The sequence below is a fragment of the Heyndrickxia sp. FW510-T9 genome, from assembly GCF_058781025.1.
In genome coordinates this window covers 58,178-78,414 of sequence record NZ_JBYSWK010000018.1, presented here as the reverse complement: position 1 = coordinate 78,414, position 20,237 = coordinate 58,178, and the positions used below count along the sequence as shown (strand labels likewise).

25 protein-coding genes are annotated in these 20,237 nt (G+C 33.0%); 19 read left to right on the top strand and 6 right to left on the bottom strand.

Translation table 11 applies throughout. The annotated features are described in order from the left end of the window. Positions 1–206 precede the first annotated feature (206 nt). The 3 genes from AC3WJF_RS11480 (at position 207) to AC3WJF_RS11470 (ending at position 1,509) form a co-directional block, all read left to right on the top strand. Positions 207–434 (top strand): YozE family protein, encoded by a 228-nt coding sequence (locus tag AC3WJF_RS11480; protein ID WP_492452229.1) that lies wholly within the window; start codon positions 207–209, stop codon positions 432–434. A 144-nt stretch (positions 435–578) separates the two neighbouring features. Then, a complete protein-coding gene (yodN, locus tag AC3WJF_RS11475; protein WP_492452228.1) occupies positions 579–1,235 on the top strand; it encodes a germination protein YodN in 657 nt (218 codons plus the stop codon). A gap of 106 nt (positions 1,236–1,341) precedes the next feature. After that, entirely contained in the window at positions 1,342–1,509 is a 168-nt protein-coding gene (locus tag AC3WJF_RS11470; protein ID WP_492452227.1) for a YozD family protein, read from the top strand. A gap of 155 nt (positions 1,510–1,664) precedes the next feature. On the opposite strand, the gene AC3WJF_RS11465 is transcribed toward AC3WJF_RS11470, so the two are convergent. Continuing rightward, positions 1,665–1,790, bottom strand: a complete 126-nt coding sequence (locus AC3WJF_RS11465; RefSeq protein ID WP_492452226.1) for a hypothetical protein — start codon at positions 1,788–1,790, stop codon at positions 1,665–1,667. Between the two features lie 131 nt (positions 1,791–1,921). Here AC3WJF_RS11465 and deoD point away from each other — a divergent pair, with 131 nt between their 5' ends. The 4 genes from deoD (at position 1,922) to AC3WJF_RS11445 (ending at position 6,001) form a co-directional block, all read left to right on the top strand. Further along, a complete protein-coding gene (deoD, locus tag AC3WJF_RS11460; protein ID WP_492452225.1) occupies positions 1,922–2,623 on the top strand; it encodes a purine-nucleoside phosphorylase in 702 nt (233 codons plus the stop codon). A gap of 160 nt (positions 2,624–2,783) precedes the next feature. After that, positions 2,784–3,602: a M15 family metallopeptidase gene (locus AC3WJF_RS11455; RefSeq protein WP_492452240.1), complete on the top strand. Its 819-nt coding sequence runs from the start codon at positions 2,784–2,786 to the stop codon at positions 3,600–3,602. A gap of 173 nt (positions 3,603–3,775) precedes the next feature. Then, entirely contained in the window at positions 3,776–4,354 is a 579-nt protein-coding gene (locus tag AC3WJF_RS11450; protein ID WP_492452224.1) for a YitT family protein, read from the top strand. A gap of 186 nt (positions 4,355–4,540) precedes the next feature. Further along, entirely contained in the window at positions 4,541–6,001 is a 1,461-nt protein-coding gene (locus AC3WJF_RS11445; protein ID WP_492452223.1) for a lmo1851 family serine protease, read from the top strand. Between the two features lie 89 nt (positions 6,002–6,090). Here AC3WJF_RS11445 and AC3WJF_RS11440 read toward each other — a convergent pair whose 3' ends face one another. Continuing rightward, entirely contained in the window at positions 6,091–6,333 is a 243-nt protein-coding gene (locus AC3WJF_RS11440) for a DNA alkylation repair protein (RefSeq protein ID WP_492452238.1), read from the bottom strand. A gap of 90 nt (positions 6,334–6,423) precedes the next feature. Between AC3WJF_RS11440 and yoyC the strand changes: the two genes are divergently transcribed. Further along, the gene (gene yoyC, locus AC3WJF_RS11435; RefSeq protein ID WP_492452222.1) at positions 6,424–6,684 is read left to right on the top strand and encodes a protein YoyC; all 261 of its coding nucleotides are present in this window, start codon (positions 6,424–6,426) and stop codon (positions 6,682–6,684) included. A 78-nt stretch (positions 6,685–6,762) separates the two neighbouring features. Next, positions 6,763–6,906 carry a DUF2639 domain-containing protein gene (locus AC3WJF_RS11430; protein WP_492452221.1) on the top strand — a complete coding sequence of 48 codons (144 nt, stop codon included), beginning with the start codon at positions 6,763–6,765 and terminating at the stop codon, positions 6,904–6,906. 25 nt (positions 6,907–6,931) lie between these two features. Here AC3WJF_RS11430 and AC3WJF_RS11425 read toward each other — a convergent pair whose 3' ends face one another. The 3 genes from AC3WJF_RS11425 to AC3WJF_RS11415 form a co-directional block, all read right to left on the bottom strand. After that, positions 6,932–7,495 (bottom strand): GNAT family N-acetyltransferase, encoded by a 564-nt coding sequence (locus tag AC3WJF_RS11425; RefSeq protein ID WP_492452220.1) that lies wholly within the window; start codon positions 7,493–7,495, stop codon positions 6,932–6,934. A gap of 277 nt (positions 7,496–7,772) precedes the next feature. Continuing rightward, complete coding sequence (uptA, locus tag AC3WJF_RS11420) at positions 7,773–8,366, bottom strand: undecaprenyl phosphate transporter UptA (protein ID WP_492452219.1); 594 nt, start codon at positions 8,364–8,366, stop codon at positions 7,773–7,775. 15 nt (positions 8,367–8,381) lie between these two features. Then, positions 8,382–9,167 (bottom strand): undecaprenyl-diphosphate phosphatase, encoded by a 786-nt coding sequence (locus AC3WJF_RS11415; protein ID WP_492452218.1) that lies wholly within the window; start codon positions 9,165–9,167, stop codon positions 8,382–8,384. 158 nt (positions 9,168–9,325) lie between these two features. Here AC3WJF_RS11415 and AC3WJF_RS11410 point away from each other — a divergent pair, with 158 nt between their 5' ends. The 5 genes from AC3WJF_RS11410 (at position 9,326) to dapF (ending at position 13,452) form a co-directional block, all read left to right on the top strand. Then, entirely contained in the window at positions 9,326–9,649 is a 324-nt protein-coding gene (locus tag AC3WJF_RS11410) for a DUF4870 domain-containing protein (RefSeq protein WP_492452217.1), read from the top strand. A 96-nt stretch (positions 9,650–9,745) separates the two neighbouring features. Next, positions 9,746–10,516, top strand: a complete 771-nt coding sequence (locus AC3WJF_RS11405; RefSeq protein ID WP_492452216.1) for a hypothetical protein — start codon at positions 9,746–9,748, stop codon at positions 10,514–10,516. Between the two features lie 68 nt (positions 10,517–10,584). Further along, positions 10,585–10,914: a four-helix bundle copper-binding protein gene (locus AC3WJF_RS11400; RefSeq protein WP_492452236.1), complete on the top strand. Its 330-nt coding sequence runs from the start codon at positions 10,585–10,587 to the stop codon at positions 10,912–10,914. Between the two features lie 105 nt (positions 10,915–11,019). Beyond that, positions 11,020–12,303 (top strand): NCS2 family permease, encoded by a 1,284-nt coding sequence (locus AC3WJF_RS11395; RefSeq protein ID WP_492452215.1) that lies wholly within the window; start codon positions 11,020–11,022, stop codon positions 12,301–12,303. Between the two features lie 165 nt (positions 12,304–12,468). Next, entirely contained in the window at positions 12,469–13,452 is a 984-nt protein-coding gene (gene dapF, locus AC3WJF_RS11390) for a diaminopimelate epimerase (RefSeq protein ID WP_492452214.1), read from the top strand. 32 nt (positions 13,453–13,484) lie between these two features. Here dapF and AC3WJF_RS11385 read toward each other — a convergent pair whose 3' ends face one another. Beyond that, the gene (locus tag AC3WJF_RS11385) at positions 13,485–15,314 is read right to left on the bottom strand and encodes a DNA ligase D (RefSeq protein ID WP_492452212.1); all 1,830 of its coding nucleotides are present in this window, start codon (positions 15,312–15,314) and stop codon (positions 13,485–13,487) included. A gap of 122 nt (positions 15,315–15,436) precedes the next feature. Between AC3WJF_RS11385 and ku the strand changes: the two genes are divergently transcribed. The 5 genes from ku to ltaS all read left to right on the top strand — a co-directional run bounded on the left by ku (position 15,437) and on the right by ltaS (position 20,200). Continuing rightward, positions 15,437–16,270: a non-homologous end joining protein Ku gene (gene ku / locus AC3WJF_RS11380; protein WP_492452210.1), complete on the top strand. Its 834-nt coding sequence runs from the start codon at positions 15,437–15,439 to the stop codon at positions 16,268–16,270. 90 nt (positions 16,271–16,360) lie between these two features. Further along, a complete protein-coding gene (locus AC3WJF_RS11375) occupies positions 16,361–17,008 on the top strand; it encodes a phosphatase PAP2 family protein (RefSeq protein WP_492452208.1) in 648 nt (215 codons plus the stop codon). Between the two features lie 133 nt (positions 17,009–17,141). Further along, a complete protein-coding gene (locus AC3WJF_RS11370; protein WP_492452206.1) occupies positions 17,142–17,276 on the top strand; it encodes a YjcZ family sporulation protein in 135 nt (44 codons plus the stop codon). A gap of 532 nt (positions 17,277–17,808) precedes the next feature. Further along, positions 17,809–18,009, top strand: coding sequence for a cold-shock protein (locus AC3WJF_RS11365; RefSeq protein ID WP_492452204.1), 201 nt, complete (start codon positions 17,809–17,811; stop codon positions 18,007–18,009). A 235-nt stretch (positions 18,010–18,244) separates the two neighbouring features. Then, positions 18,245–20,200: a lipoteichoic acid synthase gene (gene ltaS / locus AC3WJF_RS11360; RefSeq protein WP_492452202.1), complete on the top strand. Its 1,956-nt coding sequence runs from the start codon at positions 18,245–18,247 to the stop codon at positions 20,198–20,200. The last annotated feature ends 37 nt before the right edge of the window (positions 20,201–20,237 follow it).

The following is a 20,237-nucleotide window of genomic DNA, read 5'->3' as shown; positions in this document are numbered from 1 at the left end:
AATTTGTATCTGAATAATCTACTTTTTCTTTCGGATATTTGTCGAAAAGTTGTTTAATAGGCACGGAAGTCTCATAATAAATACAAATTTTTACATAAATATTCTAATTACTCTTCATAATATATTTGAATTTCAATTTCTTTACGGAAATAAATTCTTCCTGTATAGTAAATTCAAATATTTAATTTAGAAGGGTGTTCCTCGTAATGAATCATTCCTTTTATCATTACTTGATGAAGTATCGTGATGCTAAACCGAAAGATGAAATATCTAAATTTGCTAATTATGCATATAAAGATCATGGTTTTCCAAAACATTCAAAGAATTATGATGAATTAAGCACATATCTTGAGATGAACGGTCCATATTTAACTTCGATGTCCATATTTGATCAAGTTTGGGAGCTGTATGTATTAGAAACGCAAAAGTACTAGTGAACATTACTATTTAGGTAATGTTTTTTCTATTCCATTTCTTATTCCTCAATTTAAAAAGGCTTAATCCAACAATCGTTTTATTCCTTCCATGCATATAATTAATTATCAATTATTTTACACATTTCAAGGAGACGGGAGGAAATGGACAATAAGGATAAACCACATTTTATGATTGGGGATACTGTTGTTATAATAAAATATGGCACGGTTGGAAAAGTATCGGATATAAAAAAAATTGATGGTCAATATTATTATGAAGTTAATGATGGTGGCGGATTATTTAAAGATAATGGGCTAGTATTACTGGCAGATTTTAAAGGCGAGTTAAAGGAGAAAGAACAGGTTGATATTGAATATAAATTCTTTTTCGGTGATTTGGTTCAAGTCAAGGGTTACTATGATGAGCTATTTAAGGTAGTAGGCTTTAGAACAGAAATATGGCGTTATAAAGAGGATGCATGGGAAGATATTATTTATGAGTTAACAAGAGTTACAGATGGAGAATGGCTTGAAGCAGATGAAAACGAATTAATTTTAGTGGCAGAATCTGATATAGCGGAAAGTTATTTAAAAAAATACGGCTTTATTTACCCAATAAAAAAAACGAAAAAACCTTTGGTTCTCCCTTCGCCAAAAGACCAATTTATAAATAAAATCGATGCGTTATTAGATATGTATAATGACTATAAAACAATGTATTTAATGTTTAGGGATTCATATTATATGGAAATTATGGAGTCCATCAAAAAACAGTTGATAGACTTTTTAAATAAGAACAAGTTAAAAAAACACACATGATGAAATATATAAGTATTATTAGTACATCGTTTAATCATAACCAAATTAAATTTTGCATAAACGTATTTAAAGAACATACATTTTAATCAGAAGGAGGCGATTTTGTATGCGGGAAATTGAAGTGTTTATTGACACGGAAGAAATTGCGGAGTTCTTTTTTCATGAACTTGTTAAAAGGGGATATGCACCAAAAGAAGAAGAACTGGAAGAAATCGCCGATATCACATTCGACTACTTAATTGCTAAATGTATTATCGACGAGGAATGGGATTAATACAACAAAAATAGCGCTATACATCAGCCATCTCTATTTGAGGTGGCTTTATATTTTTCAATTATATTTCCGTTAATAAAATTCTATTAAGATGAAAATTTCATCGCACCCAACTTCCAATAAAATTAATCGGAAGTTGAGCATTACATAACTTATTATTTCTTACGTTTGTTTGCACTAAATTCCCTCTCATGTGCTTCTTGTTCAGCTATTATTTGATCTTCTGGAATATGATTATTTTTCTTTTGACTATTAATTCGATTTCGATGTTTTTTACCCATTTGATATCCCTCCTCGTAATTTTCAACTATATCTTTTCCTAGAAAGCTTTATATTATGTCACAATATGATTATTGCATTGAGCTCATTAAAGCTATAAAATGTACATACTGAATGGAAAGGAGATTATTAAATGAGCATACATATTGGAGCAAAAGAAAATGAAATAGCAGAAACAGTACTATTACCTGGGGACCCTCTTCGTGCCAAATATATAGCAGAAACGTTTTTGGAAAATGTAACTTGTTACAATGAAATTCGAAATATGTTCGGATTTACGGGAACATATAAAGGGAAACCTATATCTGTACAGGGGACAGGAATGGGGGTTCCGTCTATTTCAATTTACATTAATGAATTAATGCAGAGTTATAATGTGCAGAATTTAATTCGGGTAGGTACTTGTGGTGCTATCCAAAAGGATGTAAAGGTTAGAGATGTCATAATTGCGATGACGGCATCGACCGATTCACAAATGAATCGTCTTACATTCGGAGGCATTGATTATGCACCAACAGCTGATTTTGAATTATTGAAAAAAGCATATGATAGTGGAAACGAAAAAGGGCTAAATCTAAAAGTTGGGAATGTTTTTACAGCAGATATGTTCTATAATGATAATGCAGATCACGAAAAATGGGCAAATTATGGGATCCTAGCGATAGAAATGGAAACAGCTGCACTATATACGCTTGCAGCCAAATATAATAGAAAAGCCCTATCTATTTTAACAGTTAGTGATCATATTATAACTGGTGAAGAAACATCTGCAGATGAAAGACAATCGACATTTAATGATATGATTGAAGTAGCATTAGAAGCTGCAATTAAATAAAAAGCAATGCAAAAAGTCTCTTAAAGAGGCTTTTTGTTATTATATTCCATCTAAAGGTTAATCAAAAATTCATATATTTACCTACTCATTTATCTCATTTCTTTGATACACTTTTACATATGGACAATTTTTAATGGGAATGAATAGGAAAGGTGAAATGATGAAACGTATTTATATGCTAACAACCATGGCTTTATTGTTAAGTGGGTGCAGTTGGGGACAAGAAAATGCTTCTGAGACTACTATACATAAGAGCCAAGAGAAACTATCAAACCAAACCACCCATTCAGCTAGTGGAGAAACAGGACGAGCCAATTCGAAGAATGTGGGCTCTGCTCTAGTACTAGGTGCAGAATACTTTAACAAAATAAAAGTTGAAAATGGAATAAAAATAATTCAAAATCCTGCAAATATACTATCCTTGGTCAATAAGGAATATTCTCTCGGTTCTTATGAGCCGGACGATCTTGTTCGACCAAAAGTAGCATTTTCATTTGGTAATCAAGACATAGAAAAAAGTTATATGAGAAAAGAAGCAGCAAATGCCCTCGAGCAAATGTTTTCTGAGGCAAAAAAGGATAATATTATCCTGTATGCAGCATCAGGTTATCGTTCTTATACAAGGCAAAAGTCACTATTTAATGCAGAAGTAGCTAATGTTGGTAAAGATAAAGCAATTCAAGCAGTTGCCATTCCAGGAGAAAGTGAGCATCAAACGGGTCTTGCTATAGATATTACTAGTAAAGGAGAAAATTACCTTCTAACTGAGAATTTTGGGGAAGAGAAAGAAGGGATCTGGTTGCGTGACCATGCACATGAGTTCGGCTTTATTCTAAGGTACCCAAAAGATAAGGTAAATGTGACGAAATATGAATATGAACCATGGCATTTTAGATATGTGGGGAAAAAAGTAGCAGAAATAATATTCAAAAACCATTGGACATTAGAAGAATATTTTCAACATGTAAAACAAGCATAAAGGTGAGGAAACTCACCTTTTTTTTATCGAAATAAATAGGCACAAGTTGCCCAATATGTTTTACAGTTAAAGCTCCATATTTCACAACCAAACTTTTAGTTTGGTTGTGAAATATGGAAAATTTGCATGAAAATAAATTACACTCATAAACTATTTTTAGAAAGATAAAAGTAGTGGGGGAGAGAACAATTCAGAGGATTGGACAAATTATTTTAGGGAGCATTTTATTGTCTATTGGTGTGAATGGTTTTTTAATCCCCCATCAGTTATTAGATGGAGGATTAATAGGAATAGCATTGATCATTTATTATTTTTTTTCCATACCAACTGCAGTTAGCATGATTATTTTTAGCATTCCATTATATATATTTGCCTTTTTCTATTATCGTCGCTATTTCTATAACAGTATTTTTGGACTAGTATTCAGTTCCTTTTTTTTGGACTTGTTTACCTTTTTATCCGAAAGAATTCACTTACCGATGTTTCTAAGTGCTCTTATAGGCGGAACATTTATTGGAATAGGTGCAGGTCTCATCCTTCAAGCCGGTGTTGCCACCGATGGTTTAGATTTGTTTGCGCAAATGGTGGGTGTTTTTTCGAAACTGAACGTTGGGATCATTATTTTTGTCTTAGATGCAATGATATTATTAATGGGGATGAAATTATTTGGCATCCACATCTTTCTATATTCTCTTTTTGCTACTACAGTAGTAGGTATCTTCACTTCTATATTAACGATTCGCTACATATAGTTGATGGTGCACTAGTAATTTGTTATAAAAACTTGTACTTGCAAAGTATTACAAAATTCGATTTTTTTATTACTACTGAAACCTTTTCTTTCGTAATTCGATAAAAACTGATAAGATATAGAAGTTAATATTTTTAAAATACTAATTAATACACAGCATGTAATGGGAATGAAAGTGGTGAATGTCTTGGAAGAGGAAAAAAGAGATGTAGACTCATCGACAGAACACACAAATAGTTATATCCGCATGAAGAAGTTTACATTTGTAATGCTTATTTTTTTACTTGTATTTGCTACTGCGGGTGTGACAACTTTTGTTTTAGCATTTGGAGATAAAAAAGCAGTGAATGTTGTGGCTAATAATCGACCAGAATTTAATAAACTGTATGCCGTTTATGACAAGTTAGAAAGTAACTATTACAAAAATGTAGACAAGCAAAAATTAATAAACGGTGCTATTAATGGGATGGTGGAGGCTTTAGGTGATCCATATTCCGATTATATGTCACAGGATGAGGCAAAGCAATTTAATGAAAGTATTTCATCCTCTTTCGAAGGAATTGGCGCAGAAATTCAAGAAAAAGAAGGATTTATTGTAGTTGTTTCTCCAATAAAAGGTTCTCCAGCTGAAAAAGCTGGTTTGAAACCGAATGATAAAATTCTAGCGGTCGATGGTAAAAGTATCCGTGGTATGTCTGCTAATAAAGCGGTTCTGCTTATTCGTGGAAAAAAAGGGACAAGCGTGAAGCTTTCGATTCAACCTTCAGGTACAAAAGAAACAGCGGAAATGACGATAATTCGCGATACAATTCCAATAAATACTGTTTATCCGGAAATGATGAAAAATGGCGTTGCTAAAATACAAATTACAAGTTTTTCAGAAAATACGTATAATGAATTAGTTAAAGCACTAGATGAGATGGATAAAAAAGGAATGAAATCACTGATTTTGGATTTACGTCAAAATCCAGGTGGATTACTAGATCAAGCCATGAAAATTTCAAACCTATTTGTTCCAGAAGGTAAAAAAATTGTTCAAACGGAAGATCGAAATGGTAAACGCGAACAGATGGTTGCTGAAAAAGGGGAAAAAATAAAGATTCCGGTTGTTGTGCTTATTGATGAAGGAAGTGCTAGTGCTTCTGAAATTACAGCAGCAGCACTAAATGAATCAGCAAATATCCCGCTTGTAGGTCAAAAATCATTTGGTAAAGGTACAGTACAAACTGCTACTGACTTCAAAGATGGGTCCAACATTAAATTTACTGTAGCGAAATGGTTAACTCCTGATGGTGATTGGATTCATGAAAAAGGAATTGAACCTGACTATAAGGTGGATTTGCCGAAATATGCTAGCTTGCCAATTATTGACCCTAGTAAAAAACTGAAACTTTCAGATGTCTCAAGCAATGTAAAGACTGCTGAGGAAATGTTAAAAGCTTTGGGATATAATCCAGGAAAAGTAGACGGACTTTTCGATACAAAAACGGAAAAAGCTGTGCAAGCATTCCAAAAGGCAGAACATATAAAAGTAACAGGTACGCTTGAAGGGGAAACGACGCTGGAGCTCATGAACAAATTGAGAGACAAAATAATTAAAAAAGATCCGCAGATTAAAAAAGCAGTAGAGGTTTTAAACAAAAAATAATGTAAAAGAGGGCTCCTAAATACTAGGAGCCCTTTGCAATATTTTGCTCATTTATAAACCAAGCATTGAGGTGAAACTATAGCGAAGTATTAAGTGTTTTCACCAAATTTTAAGAATGTCTTTTCATCTTCAATTAGACCGCATGCTGCACATTGAATTCGAAAATCAGGACCTTTATAGGGAATATGAAATGGATCGACTGCATTATTTTCATATTCTTCTACAATATCTCCTGATCTGGGATCCATTTTCACTGCTTGAGGTATTTGTTGTATAATATTAAACCTAGATCGATTTGTTTTACAATTGGGACAACAATATGGACCGTGCATCATTGTGCCTCCTCTTTGTGTTATATATTCGTAGATTTTCCAGGCTGTTAGGATTTTATGTATTTTATTTTTTCTGTAGGAGGACTTCAATTGTCAAAGGAAGAGTTATTAGAATTGTATCAGAGTCTGTGGAACAACCGAGTATTAATGGATGAAAGTAAAATTGCCGAGCAAATATTAGACGATGCCATTGTTTCAGAGCTTTTAGACAAGAACACACATCCACGATTAAGAAAATCAAAAGAAGAAAAATTTTTTTATGCGATGAAACGGATCGTTGATTCTACTATTCCTGATTCAAGTAAATTAGAATTAATGAAGCACTATATTAAAATTATACAAGAACTGTAATCTACATCATTTCAAAGTAATATTTAATCTGTTCTCATCATATATTGTATTGGACAAGTTGATGAGGGGGAGATTGGGATGGCTTACAAATATTCAAAAGGATGGTATTTACAAGAATTAAAACAGTTAGGAATTCGATACCATCCTGTTGATCGTAAAAAGTTGGAACAGTATAAAACCTGGGTCATAAGAAATTTATATAATGATATAAAAAACAAATAAAAACTCGCCTATTTTAGGCGAGTTTTTATGCTTCCAATACTTGATTTTCCTCTTGTTCTGCAGAAGACCGCATCATATAAAAGGAATATTGGTCTTTAGAAATTTCGTATAAATCATATATATATTCATTGGAATTTAATTGATCAAAGTTACATTTCCTTGTTTCATTAGCTTTGACGACATACGGAAGTTTTTCGGCTGCTTTGATAGATCGGATATTTAATTTGCGAATCCGCATAAAAATCGTTTCAATTCCCAATTCATAAAATACTTCTTGAAAAAACGCTTCTTTAGCAAGCAGATTATAACCTTTACCATGGTATGGTTTTCCTATCCATGTTCCTAAAAATCCAGCATTATTTTCTATTTCAAATAAATTAATGGTCCCAATTGGGCTTCCCCATTCATCTAAAATAGTTCTGGAAATTAATTCACCACGTTCTTCCGCCTCAATCGTTTGTTTAGTTAAAAAGAGATATTCATCATGTGAATATGCTTTTTGGCGAACGAAAGGGAAGACATCTTGGTGCACCATTAGTTCAAACAAACTAGAGTTTTCTTGACCATTTAACTCACGTTTCTTGAGCATCGATATCCCTCCAAAGAGGGCAGTTCACCTAAAAATGGGGAACTCCACCCTCGAAATTTTTTAAAATTGCGTAAAAAATTTCGGGGTGGGAATCGAACCCACTAGAACCAGACTCAGTATAAGCTGGTGGCGCACCATTTGCCTTCCCTAATTGATGTAAAACATCAAAAAGTTGTATAAAATTTCTCTTCCTTTTTGTATATTACAATAAAAAATGAAAAATGAAAATAGGATAAATATTAATTTTTTATGACCAATTTTTACTACCTTCGACAAATTATTTACTGTATCTTCGATGGTGAAAATAGAAGTAGACAGACAGTGTCATAATAGCAAAAACAATTAGCGGTTTTATATATTTTCCGGCAATATCGCTTATTAATTCCCAATGATTATTGAGCTGTATGCCAAGAAGTAAAAAAAGTATTGTCCAAGGAAGCATTGCTGTAGCAGTATAAAGAATAAATTGTGAAAATTTCATTTTTGCTATTCCAGCTGGAATGGAAATAGCATGCCGAACAATTGGAATAAATCGAGCCATAAAAATCACAATCGTACCATATTTTTGAAACCAATTTTCAGAGGCATCTAAATGTCTTTTATTTATGAATAAGAATTTACCATATTTCTCGAAAAATGGTCTGCCTCCATAATATCCCAGCCAGTATAAAAAAGCTTGCGCCAACGTACCACCGATTATTCCAGCAATTAGCGCACTTAAAAAAGAAAGTTCACCATTTGCAATTAAATATCCGCCATAAGCTAACACGATCTCACTGGGAATTATTTCGATCATCAGGCCGAGTGCAATTCCAATGAATCCGAGATTTCCTAATTGTTCCATCGTATTTATAATCCATTCATGACTCATAATGAACCAGCTCCATTAAAAAACTCCTATTGTTTGCAGAGTAATAATAAATATTCCTAAGAACCAAACGTAATAGGCGAAAATTTTTAACGATTTCTTTTTAAGATAATTAATCATACCGACGATTGCGAAGTATCCAAAAATGGCAGAGGCAATAGTACCGAATAAAAGGCTTGTTAACGAAACGCTTTCAACTTGACCTGTGAATATATCTTTCCCCTGTAAGACGATTCCACCTAAAATTGCAGGGGTGGATAAAAGGAAAGAAAAATAAGTTGCAGTTTCTCTGTCCAATTTTCGAAATAGTCCAGCGGCAATTGTTAAGCCGGATCGAGATAATGCAGGGAAAATGGCTGCGGCCTGAAACGTGCCAATTACAAGTGCATCGGTATAGCGAATATCCCCTAGTTTTTTATGTCCTTGCTTTTTAGTTCCTTCTGCCCACCAAAGTATTAACCCTGTTGCTAAAAATTCCCACCCAATTGTACTACCTGACTTTGAAATAGAATCGAAAAAGTCTTTAAATAGAAACCCGATAATGACTGCAGGTATTGTACCGACAATCATGATACTAGTTAACTTGCTAAAAGGATGTTTTAAGATAAAAAGAAGCTCATCCTTATAAACGACGATTACAGCAAGTAATGTCCCAACATGCAGCATTGTATCAAGAAATAATCCAGCCTCATCAAGACCAAAAAGGTGTCGACCAATAAATAAGTGTCCGGTACTTGAAATTGGTAAAAACTCTGTGAGGCCTTGAATGATTCCTAAAATAAATGCTTGAATATTTGCCAGCATACCATTTCTCCTTCAATTATCATTTCCATAATGGACAACATATTAAATAATATGCAAAATATTTTAGAGGATGTCCAAAAAAGAAAAGACAAAAAAATGTATCTTTTTTTCAATATTTCCGTATATGTATAAAGAATATTTTTCTGGGGGTGACTACAATGCCATCAAAAGAAGAAAGGTTATTTGCAACATTGATATATGTGACAAGCTTATTTTTCGTTATTATCGCACCATTAATTATTTGGCTGCTTAAAAAAGACGAATCATCGTTTGTAGATTACCATGGTAAGGAATATTTCAACTTCCTAATTTCGTATATTATTTATAGTGTAATTAGCGGTATTCTCGTAATCGTTTTAATTGGTGGTATATTGCTTAGCATTATTGGAATTCTTTTTTTGGTTTTCACCATTATGGCAGCCATAAAAGCATACGATGGAGAACGATATCAAATACCATTAGTCATTCGCTTCCTTAAGTAGAAAAATCCTCTGATCAGAGGATTTTTCTATTTCCTATATCATGAAACAAAGATAGGAGCATATACTAGAATGAATCTACAAATAGGGTGAATTGACATGAATATCAAAGAATACTATACCGTAATGTCCAGAATCTATTTAAATCAGGTTATTCTAGTAGGATTTTTTCTTGTTGTTTGTTTTTTTATTTTTTCAGCAGCACAGTTTCTCTTTGTTTATAAGCTCATTTTTTTCGCTATAGCTATTCTATTAATTTATTTCTTTGCAAAATATGTCTATTACATTAATAGAGAAGGTAGCGTTACCTCTGTATCATCAGACAGAAGGAAAAACTTTGTTCAGTCAAATGAGCAAATGATGATGTTTTTTCCCGCACCAAGCTTATTCGTTAAATTTTTAAATAGTGATGGAATATGTGATTTTCAATTAAGTGATAAAAATATGAAACCGTGGAAATGGTTTTTACCATTTAATAGGAATAAAAATAATCTACAAACCTATTTATTTAAAAAAAGAGATGGATCAATATTAACATCTATGAATGTATCTCATTATCACGGCCGTATCGAAATTATTACAAGTAACCATCAGCAAATAAAAGTAAAATTAATAAATAGAAAAAGAAAACTTCTACAATTTAAGGTTTGTAATGATCAGATTATTATTCAAATAACTACTGAAAAGATCGAAGTAACAAAGAACGATAAAAGAATTGCCACCATCCAAAAAGGGTGGATGCCAATAAAATGGCAAAAGCTTTTTTCGCCGAACACACCGATTCTTACATTTCAAGAAGAATTGAATGATCATGAACGGTATATAATTTATGGACTTGTTATTTTTTTATTTGCAAATCATTACAATTAAATTTTAGTATGAAATAAAAAGGATCGTTTCATAATAATTTCATAGCAAATGAAATGTGGAGGGTTCCTATATTGAATGCAAATTATAAAGCTTGTTTGGAAGCGTGTTTTACATGCTTTGAAGCATGTAATGTTTGTTTCCATGCGTGTTTAAATGAAGAACATCCAGAAAAAATGACAAAATGTATTGAATTGGACAGAGAGTGCGCCGATTTTTGTAATATAACGATTGCTGCGATGCAAAGAAGCAGTGATTTTGTCAAAGACATTTGCCGTATTTGTGCTAGCATTTGTGAAGCATGTGGAAATGAATGTAAAAAACATGATCATGAACATTGTCAAAAATGTGCGAAAGCTTGTTTTCAATGTGCAGAACAATGCAAGAAATTAACCGCATAATATTGTCAATATTTGAATCGTCCATTATAATTATTGTTTGTGGCTTACATGTTTTATACATGGAAAGCGGGATGGGAGAGGGACAACTAAATAAGGTAAGATGAAATGAGAAGTTTCCGTTTATTTCAAATTTCTGAACATAACACCACCATTCGTAAGGAAATAATGGCGGGTATCATTGGTTACATTACTGTCGTATATATCATTGCGATCAATTCGATGATATTATCTGAAGCTGGTATTCCTTTTCAAGGTGCTGTCATTGCCACTATCCTTACTTCTGTTGCTGGCTGTTTATTAATGGGGTTTTTCGCAAACGCACCCATTATCCTTGTGCCAGGTATGGGAATTAATGCATTATTTACATTTACATTAGTTCAGGCTAAAGGTTTTTCGTGGCAGGAAGCACTTGGTATTGTTTTTGTTTCAGGAGTAATATTTGTCATTATTGCGTTTACGAAATTGGCAAAGCTATTGAATTCAGCGATTCCCCAAACGTTAAAAGATGCCATTTCAGTTGGGCTAGGTTTATTTTTAATGCTAATTGGATTAGAAAAAGGCGGGATAGTAGTAAGAGGTGGATCGTCCTTGATTGCATTAGGTGATTTAAGTGACATAAAAGTCTTGGCGACTATCTTAACCTTTATCATCACAATCTTTTTATTTTTGCGGAATACAAAAGGATATTTCCTTATTAGTATTATGTTTGGGACTGTATTAGGTGCACTTTTAGGACTGATTCCACATGATCATAATGTGGCATTTTCCGTAAAAGATTATGGAAATGTATTCGCAGGTCTATCGTTTCATAATATATTGTCACTTCCTTTTTGGGTAGCAGTTTTTTCTTTAACGATGGTAATTGTGTTTGAAAACATTGGTCTTGCTCATAGTCATACAAATCTTGCGGGAAGTCCGAATAAGTTTACACGTGTGTTCCGGATGAATGGAATTTCTGCAATGTTATCGGGAATCTTTGGTTCAAGCCCTACTGTTGCAGCTGTGGAATCTACTGCGGCTATTGCAGCAGGTGGTAGGACAGGACTTACATCTGTAACCGCGGCGATCTTATTCCTTTGCTCCATTTTTTTTATTCCGTATTTAAAATGGGTACCGGATAATGCAATCGCTCCTGTTCTTATTTTAATTGGTGGATTAATGACAATAAATATTCGAACAATGGACTTAAAAGACATTACCGAGGCATTTCCCGCAATCTTGATCATCGTCATGATACCGTTTACGTATAGTATTGCAGATGGGATTGCCATTGGATTTATTTTATATCCATTGTTAAAGGTATCGATTGGGAAAGCGAAAGAAGTGTCATTGCCGCTTTATGTAATATCTTGTTTGTTTTTGTTGAATTTTATTTTTCAAAGTCTGTAAAAATCGAAAGAGTAATCCAATCTTTAGGATTACTCTTTTCTGTATGAAAAATATTTCTTTTGCATATTAATATAATTGCTAAATATACGAGTTTATGGCATTTTAAATTTAAAGTGAAAATTATTTTAAAAGGTTTTTAAAGGGAAAATATTGGAGGTTTCAAAAGTGAAGATTCAACTGAAAAAATGTCATGGTTCGAATAACGACTTTATATTAATTGATGAATTATCATATAATTATTCTTTTACCGATGAAGACAGAGAAAGTTTAGCGATTGCACTATGTGACCGAAAGTCTAATTTAGGAGCGGATGGAATCCTGTTTGTGATGAAAAGTGAAAACTGTGACGCAAAAATGCGGATATTTAATGCCGATGGATCAGAAGCCTCCATGTGTGGAAATGGCTTACGGTGTGCTGGACGTTATCTATGTGAGCTTTTGCAAAAGGTTGAAATCGTAGTCGAAACATTAAAAGCAAATTTAGCCGTTAATAAGGCAGATTCGATTTATAATCAAATACCAACATACCAAGTGGAAATTTCTCCTGTTCTTTTTCACTTAAACCAGTTGCCAATGATATTACAACGAGAAACTTTATTCAATGACAAGGTACCGGAACTATCGGATGATTTGTTGTTTTCGGCAGTTGCTGTACCAAATCCACATCTTATTAGCTTTGTTGATACGGAAACTATGCGAACAAATATACAAAAAAACATTGCGGAATATGCAAATCGACCAAATGATTTATTTCCTGATGGTGTTAATGTTAGCTTCGTAAAATTCATTCAAAAAGGCAGAATTTATGTCAGAACGTTCGAACGCGGTGTTGGTTTCACAAATGCGTGTGGTACTGCGATGTCTGCATCGTCGTTAATTTCCTGTTTGTTACAATTGAATGATATTGAGAAAGAAATCGAAGTTTATACAAACGGCGGGATGGTTCGTTGTGTTGTTCATTATGAAAATAAGGAATATAAAATTGATTTAATCGGAAATGCAACTTATTTATTTGATGCAGAAATAGATGTAGATGTTAAAAATCCTGAAAATTTCTCTATAGTTCAAAAAACTAACCTATTTGAGCAAAATGATTATGAGCAATTAGAGCTTCACGCAAAAGAAGTAATAGATACAGCGTTATTTTAAGCGTTGCTCCGGCAGAATTTTCTGCCGGTTTTTCAATTGTTTTTCTTTAAAAATTTTAATACAGGCTCAAATGGTTGCTTGTACTTCGCTGTAAAATAGTTGGAGAATGGACAAACTTGTTCCTCCAAACGTTTCAAAACACTGTTCATTGTAAAAAGTTCTGGATTTAATTCTTCTTTTACTTCCTCCCAAAAAAGTGGAGTTGCTATTAATGCCTCCTTATTTCCCCTCATAGAATAGGGGGAAATGATTGTTTTTCCTTCTGCATGTTGGACAAAGTCAATATATAATCTATTTTTTCGGTTTTTTTTCAAGCGTTCGATTGTAAACAAATTCGGTTCTTTCGTTATTAGATATTGCGCAATAAATTCTGTGAAAAATCGCGTATCTTCCCAAGAGTAAGTCTCTTCTTGCAGTGGAATATAGATTTGCAGACCTTTATTGCCTGAAGTTTTAATAAAACTTATTAATTCAAGCTGATCAAATATTTCTTTCATCATTAGACTCGCTTTAACTGCTAAATGAAAATCGTTTCTAGAAGGTGGATCCAAATCAAAAACGATTTCACTGACAAAATGGCTATTATTTACATGAAATGGAATATGATATTCAATTGCTAATTGATTTGCAAGCCACATTAATGTTTTCAAATCATTACAAACAATATAATCAATCCCATCTTGTCGAATAGTTTCGATAAAGGATGGTGCATAATCAGGGCAATTTTTTTGATAAAATGGTTCTCCAAAAATTCCATGTGGAAATCTTATGACAGTTAATGAGCGATTTTGAAGAAAAGGCATTATAAAAGGCGAAATTTTCCGCATATAATGGACAAAGTCTAATTTTGAAATTCTCTTCTCCCAAAGCGGTTTTTCTTGGTGTGTTATTTGGATTTCCTTTGGAATTGCAATCTTATCAAGTAGAAATTGTTCGTATGTACAGTCTTCTGGAGAAAGGTCGAAGCGAAAATTGTGAAAATGAGGTTCTCTTAACTGTTCCTCATACCATTCCAAATAATGTACATCAATACAGATGGAAGGGTGAATTTTTAGTATGCCATTTATATTTTCGTAAGCATTTTCCTTAATAACTCTATTAAGCGCCTGTTTTTGATCTGGCGAGATGCTAAATAAAAATAAACCAAGAGGGAAAATATTGTCATTCTTGAATACACCAATGTGATAGTAACCATTATTAATGTCAAAAGCAGTAATAAAACAAGAAACTCTTTTCCAATTTTTGATTTTCACCCATGTCTCTGTTCTCTTACCTAATTCCCATTTGCTCTCCTTTAATTTTGCAACAATTCCTTCACTATCGAATGTATATACTTTTTCCCATATTGTATCCATATTTTTATGAATAGGTATTAATTGTAATAAATCTCTTTCACCATTTGTTGGATATAATGGCCATTTCATTTTGGAGAAAAAGGATAGAAGCGTCTCTTTTCTCTCTACAAAAGGTTTGTTCTTCATATCCTTTCCATTAATTTTCAAAATATCGAATGACAAGTATCGGGATGGTCTTAATGTTGCTTTTACTTGGATTCTTTCTTTAGAGCGCATTCGACCACGTATTTGTAATTGTCCAAAGTTGGCTTTGTTTGGATTTTCCAGGATAACTAATTCACCATCTAATGTTAACGGGAGAAATTCTGAAATGGTTTCCTTTTGAGAAAGAAGATACTCCTTAATTTCAGGAAATTGCGGTAATAGATCAAGTTCATTTCGGCTCCATAAATGAATGTTTTCCTCTTCCCATTCTAAAATAGCGCGAAAACCATCATATTTTATTTCGTAAACCCAATTTCCCTTTTCCGGAGGTATGGATTTTAATGTTGGCAGCATTGGTTTCAAATCTTGTATCCCCCTTTGAAAGTAGTATTTCCCGTTTAAAAGGATTTTTCCCAAAACTTTTAACGAATGAAAAATAGCAGTGGACGGACATTAACTATAAGAAAATATAAGGGAGGGAGAATATGCATACAATTTGGAAAGGAAGCATAAGTTTTGGGCTCGTTAATATACCAATAAAATTACACGCCGCAACAGAAGATAAAGATATTAAATTAAGGTCGCTTCATAAAAAATGTCACACTCCAATTAAATATGAAAAAATGTGTCCGGTTTGTGAAGAGGAATTATCGATGGAAGACATCGTAAAAGGATACGAAATTGCGAAAGGGAAATTTGTAATTTTGGAGGAAGAGGAGTTAAACGAACTAAAGCGCACGTCTGAAGAAAAAGCAGTGGAAATTATTGATTTTATCAAAATGGAAGAGATAGATCCGATTTATTACGATCGTAGTTATTATATGTCTCCGAATGAGGGAGGATTTAAGGCTTACGGTTTACTTCGTAAGGCTCTCATTGAATCTAAGAAAGCAGGTATTGCAAAAATCGTTATGAGATCTAAAGAGCAATTGGCAGTTATTAGGGTATTGGAAAATACCTTATTGATGGAAACGATCCATTTTCCAGATGAAGTGAGAAATGCAGCAGATGTCCCGAATGTACCAGCAGAGGATCAGGTTTCTAAAAAAGAAATTGACACTGCTATACTTCTTATTGATCAGTTAACAACTACATTTGAACCAGAAAAGTACACAGATGAATATCGAACGAAGTTAATGGAATTAATTGAGTCAAAAAGAACTGGAAAAGAACTTGTTACTCCTAAAGAGAAAAAACAAACCGCAAATGTTACCGATTTGATGGCAGCACTCCAAGCATCTATAGACAAAACAAAAACGAAATCGGAAGAAAAACCAAAGCCCAAAAGAAGGACTACAAAAGCAAAAAAAGCTCAGTAATTAGACAATTTATCTTTAATTAGAAAGACAGTTCATATAGGAATTGTCTTTTTAATTTATTATGATACGATGGGAAATAGAGGTGAAATAATGAGTAAGAAAAAAATGGGGTTAGGTCTTTTTCTCTTTGTTTTATTAGTAATTTTTTCATGGGCATTTTTAGAAATTGCCTTTAATTTTGACGGTTCTCAAATTCGCCATTTCGATCGTAGCATTATTGATTCAGTGCAAGGATATGTTTCATATCGCTTAACATCCATTGCGTTATGGATAACTTTTTTCGGGTCAGTTAAAGGAGTTGCACTTATTACCTTTATTGTTTGTATTTGTTTGTATATCACTCGTCATCGATTATTAGGCATTTATTTAGCCATAACCGTTGCACTTGGGGCAGGGGGATTTAATCAAATCTTAAAGCTGATTTTTAAACGAGCACGACCAGATATTCAACCAATTATCGAACAGAGTGGTTACAGCTTTCCAAGTGGACATTCCATGGGTTCAATGATTTTGTACGGAAGCTTAGCATTTATTTTATTTAAAGTTTATAACAGAACTTGGGCAAAGATTATAGGTGTTATAATTGGTATTTTGCTTGTATTAATTATTGGTGTAAGCCGTATATATCTTGGTGTCCATTATCCAAGTGATGTTATAGGTGGCTATCTGGCAGGGGCATTCTGGATTTTAATTTGCATGATTGCCTTTCAGTACATAGAAGGAAAAAACAAGCAATAGAAAACTATGAAATAGCTTTTACCTCCTCCCTCTAATAGGCATTAGTACAATATAGCCCATTTTAGTTAATTTACACGACAAACAACCTCCTTTTGAATACAGTATAAGTGACATATAAAAAGGAGGTAATTCAATGGATGGAGCAGTCGGAGGTTATGGTGGAGGCTTTGCATTTATCGTCGTAGTGTTTATTCTGCTTGTCATTGTAGGAGCAGCCTATATGGGCGGCGGCGGATACGGTGGAGCTGGCTACGGTGGATTTTGGTAAAAATAATTGTTTAAAGCCCTGTGCATAAACTAATAAAAGAAAAATATTTTATCTATTAATAAAAATGGCATCTTTTCTTTGAAAGATGCCATTTCTTTGTAGGAATAAACAAACCGTATATTTCATTTTTTCGTAAAAAACCGTGGATATTCTTTTTAAACCTTGCATTTTATCGATAATTATTATATTATTAATAGGAAATTAAATTTTTACAACTATTAGCTATATTTTCCTTTTCCGCATTTAGATAATATACAATTCAGCTGGCGCGATCTGCGGAGTCGCAAGGACGAAAGAGAGGTAGGGCTTTCGTTGTTTTGAAAACATCTATATAGTTTTACTGAAAATAAATGAGATACCTCGTTTAAATATAATTTTAGGTTTTTTGTTCGATCAGAATTATGGAGTTATGGATTCACATGTTATAAAGAGTAACTACTTTTTTGTGTGGATACTCTTTATAATATGTGAATTTTTATTTACTGCGTAAATATGAGTAACATATTAAAAAATTTTTGGAGGTTGTCTATTCATGACACAAGGTACAGTAAAATGGTTTAACGGCGAAAAAGGATTTGGATTCATTGAAGTAGAAGGCGGCAACGACGTATTCGTACATTTCAGTGCAATCACTGGCGAAGGCTTCAAAACTTTAGAAGAAGGTCAACGTGTAGAATTCAATATCGTTGAAGGACAACGTGGACCACAAGCTGATAACGTTGTAAAACTTTAATTTTTCAAAAAAGCTGCCTCTTTTGGCAGCTTTTTTTCTTAAGTTGGCATAAATAGCAGCACTTGCATGTTTAAATAAACACTAATTGGGGTAAAACAAAAGTGGTATAGAATTACTAATTTTCATAAAGGTACTTGATTTTTTTTTATAAAGTATTAAAATGGTTGAAGTAAAATAATATATTTTTGTTTACAACCTTGAAATCCTCGTAAAGGCGATTAGGAGGTTTATAGAAATGCCACATTTAAAAATGAAAATTCATAGTTTATTAAATAAGAAGTTTTCTCTTCTTTTTATTACCACAGTCCTTTTTTGGATTAAAACTTATCTCGTTTATAAGAAAGAATTTAATTTAGATTTACAAAATACAATGCAGCAATTTTTATTATTTATTAATCCAATTAGTTCCGCTTTATTCTTTTTTTCGATTTCTTTGTTTTTTAAAGGTCGTCTTCAAAATATATGTTTAATTACCATTAACCTGTTACTTTCTATACTGTTATATGCAAATGTATGTTATTATCGTTTTTTCAATGATTTCATCACTATCCCTGTATTAACCCAAACAAAAAACTTTGGCGAACTTGGCGGTAGTGCTACCGCATTAATGAAACCGCATGACATTCTATATTTTATTGATACTTTTATTGTCATTTGTTTGATATTGTTTAAGGTTGTGAAGGTTTCATATGAGAAAATTAATCGTAGAACTGTGTATGGTTTTTTAGCAGCCGCACTTGCATTCTTTATTGTGAACTTAGGTCTCGCAGAAGCAGATCGACCTGAGCTTTTAACGCGTACTTTCGATCGAAGCTATATCGTTAAATATCTTGGTGCATATAATTACACAATTTACGATGCGATTCAAACTACAAAGGCATCTGCACAAAGGGCGTTTGCTGATAGCAGTGATATAGTAGATGTTCAAAATTATGTTAAAGCGAAATATACTGATCCAAATCCAAAATATTTTGGTGTAGCAAAAGGAATGAATGTGATTTATGTATCATTGGAATCATTGCAGAATTTTGTTATTGATTATAAAGTGAATGGTCAAGAAGTTACACCATTTTTAAATAAATTAACACATGATCCTAATACATTTTATTTTGATAATTTCTTCCATCAAACGGGTCAAGGAAAAACTTCAGATGCAGAGTTTATGATGGAAAATGCATTGTTCCCATTGCCGAAGGGGGCTGTTTTCACAACAAAATCACAAAATACATTTCAAGCAGCTCCAGCTATATTAGACCAATTAGGATATTCAACAGCAGTATTTCACGGAAATTATAAAACATTCTGGAATCGCGATGAAATGTATAAATCTCTTGGATTTCAAAAGTTTTTTGATGCAAAATATTATGATATGAGTGAAGAAAACACGATTAATTATGGCATGGAGGATAAACCATTTTTTAATGAATCAATGCCTTACTTAACAAGTCTTCCTCAGCCATTCTATACAAAGTTTATTACACTTTCTAATCATTTTCCTTTTGTACTTAGAGAAGAACCTGATTTTCCAAAAGGAGATTTTGGAGACAAATATGTAGATAATTATTTTCAAACAGCTCATTATTTAGATCAAGCACTAGAGCAATTTTTCGATGACCTCAAATCATCTGGGTTATATGACCATTCAATAATTGTTTTATACGGTGACCATTATGGAATATCGGAAAATCATAATAAAGCAATGGCGAATGTAATGGGGAAAGAAATTACACCGTATGATTACGCACAGCTGCAAAGAGTACCTTTATTTATTCATGTTCCTGGTGTGAATGGCCATATTGATCACACATACGGTGGTGAAATAGATGTGCGATCAACTGTTTTTCACTTGCTAGGAATTGATACAAAGGACTATATATCATTCGGTTCGGATTTATTGTCTGGAGAGCATCATCAGCTTGTTCCGTTCAGAAATGGCGATTTTGTATCCAACGAATATACTCAAGTAAGCGGGAAGTGTTACAGTAATCCAGATGGGACTGAAGTAGATAGCAAATTATGTCAGGCTAATGATAAAGAATCTAAGACAATGCTAAGTTTGTCAGATAAAGTCGTTTACGATGATTTGTTACGCTTTTACACACCGAACGGTTTTACACCTGTTAATCGTGATGACTATAACTATTCAACCGATCAACGAATAGATAACGATGTTACAGACAACAATAAATAATTAAAAAATTGAGGATGATCCTTTTATAAAGGATATC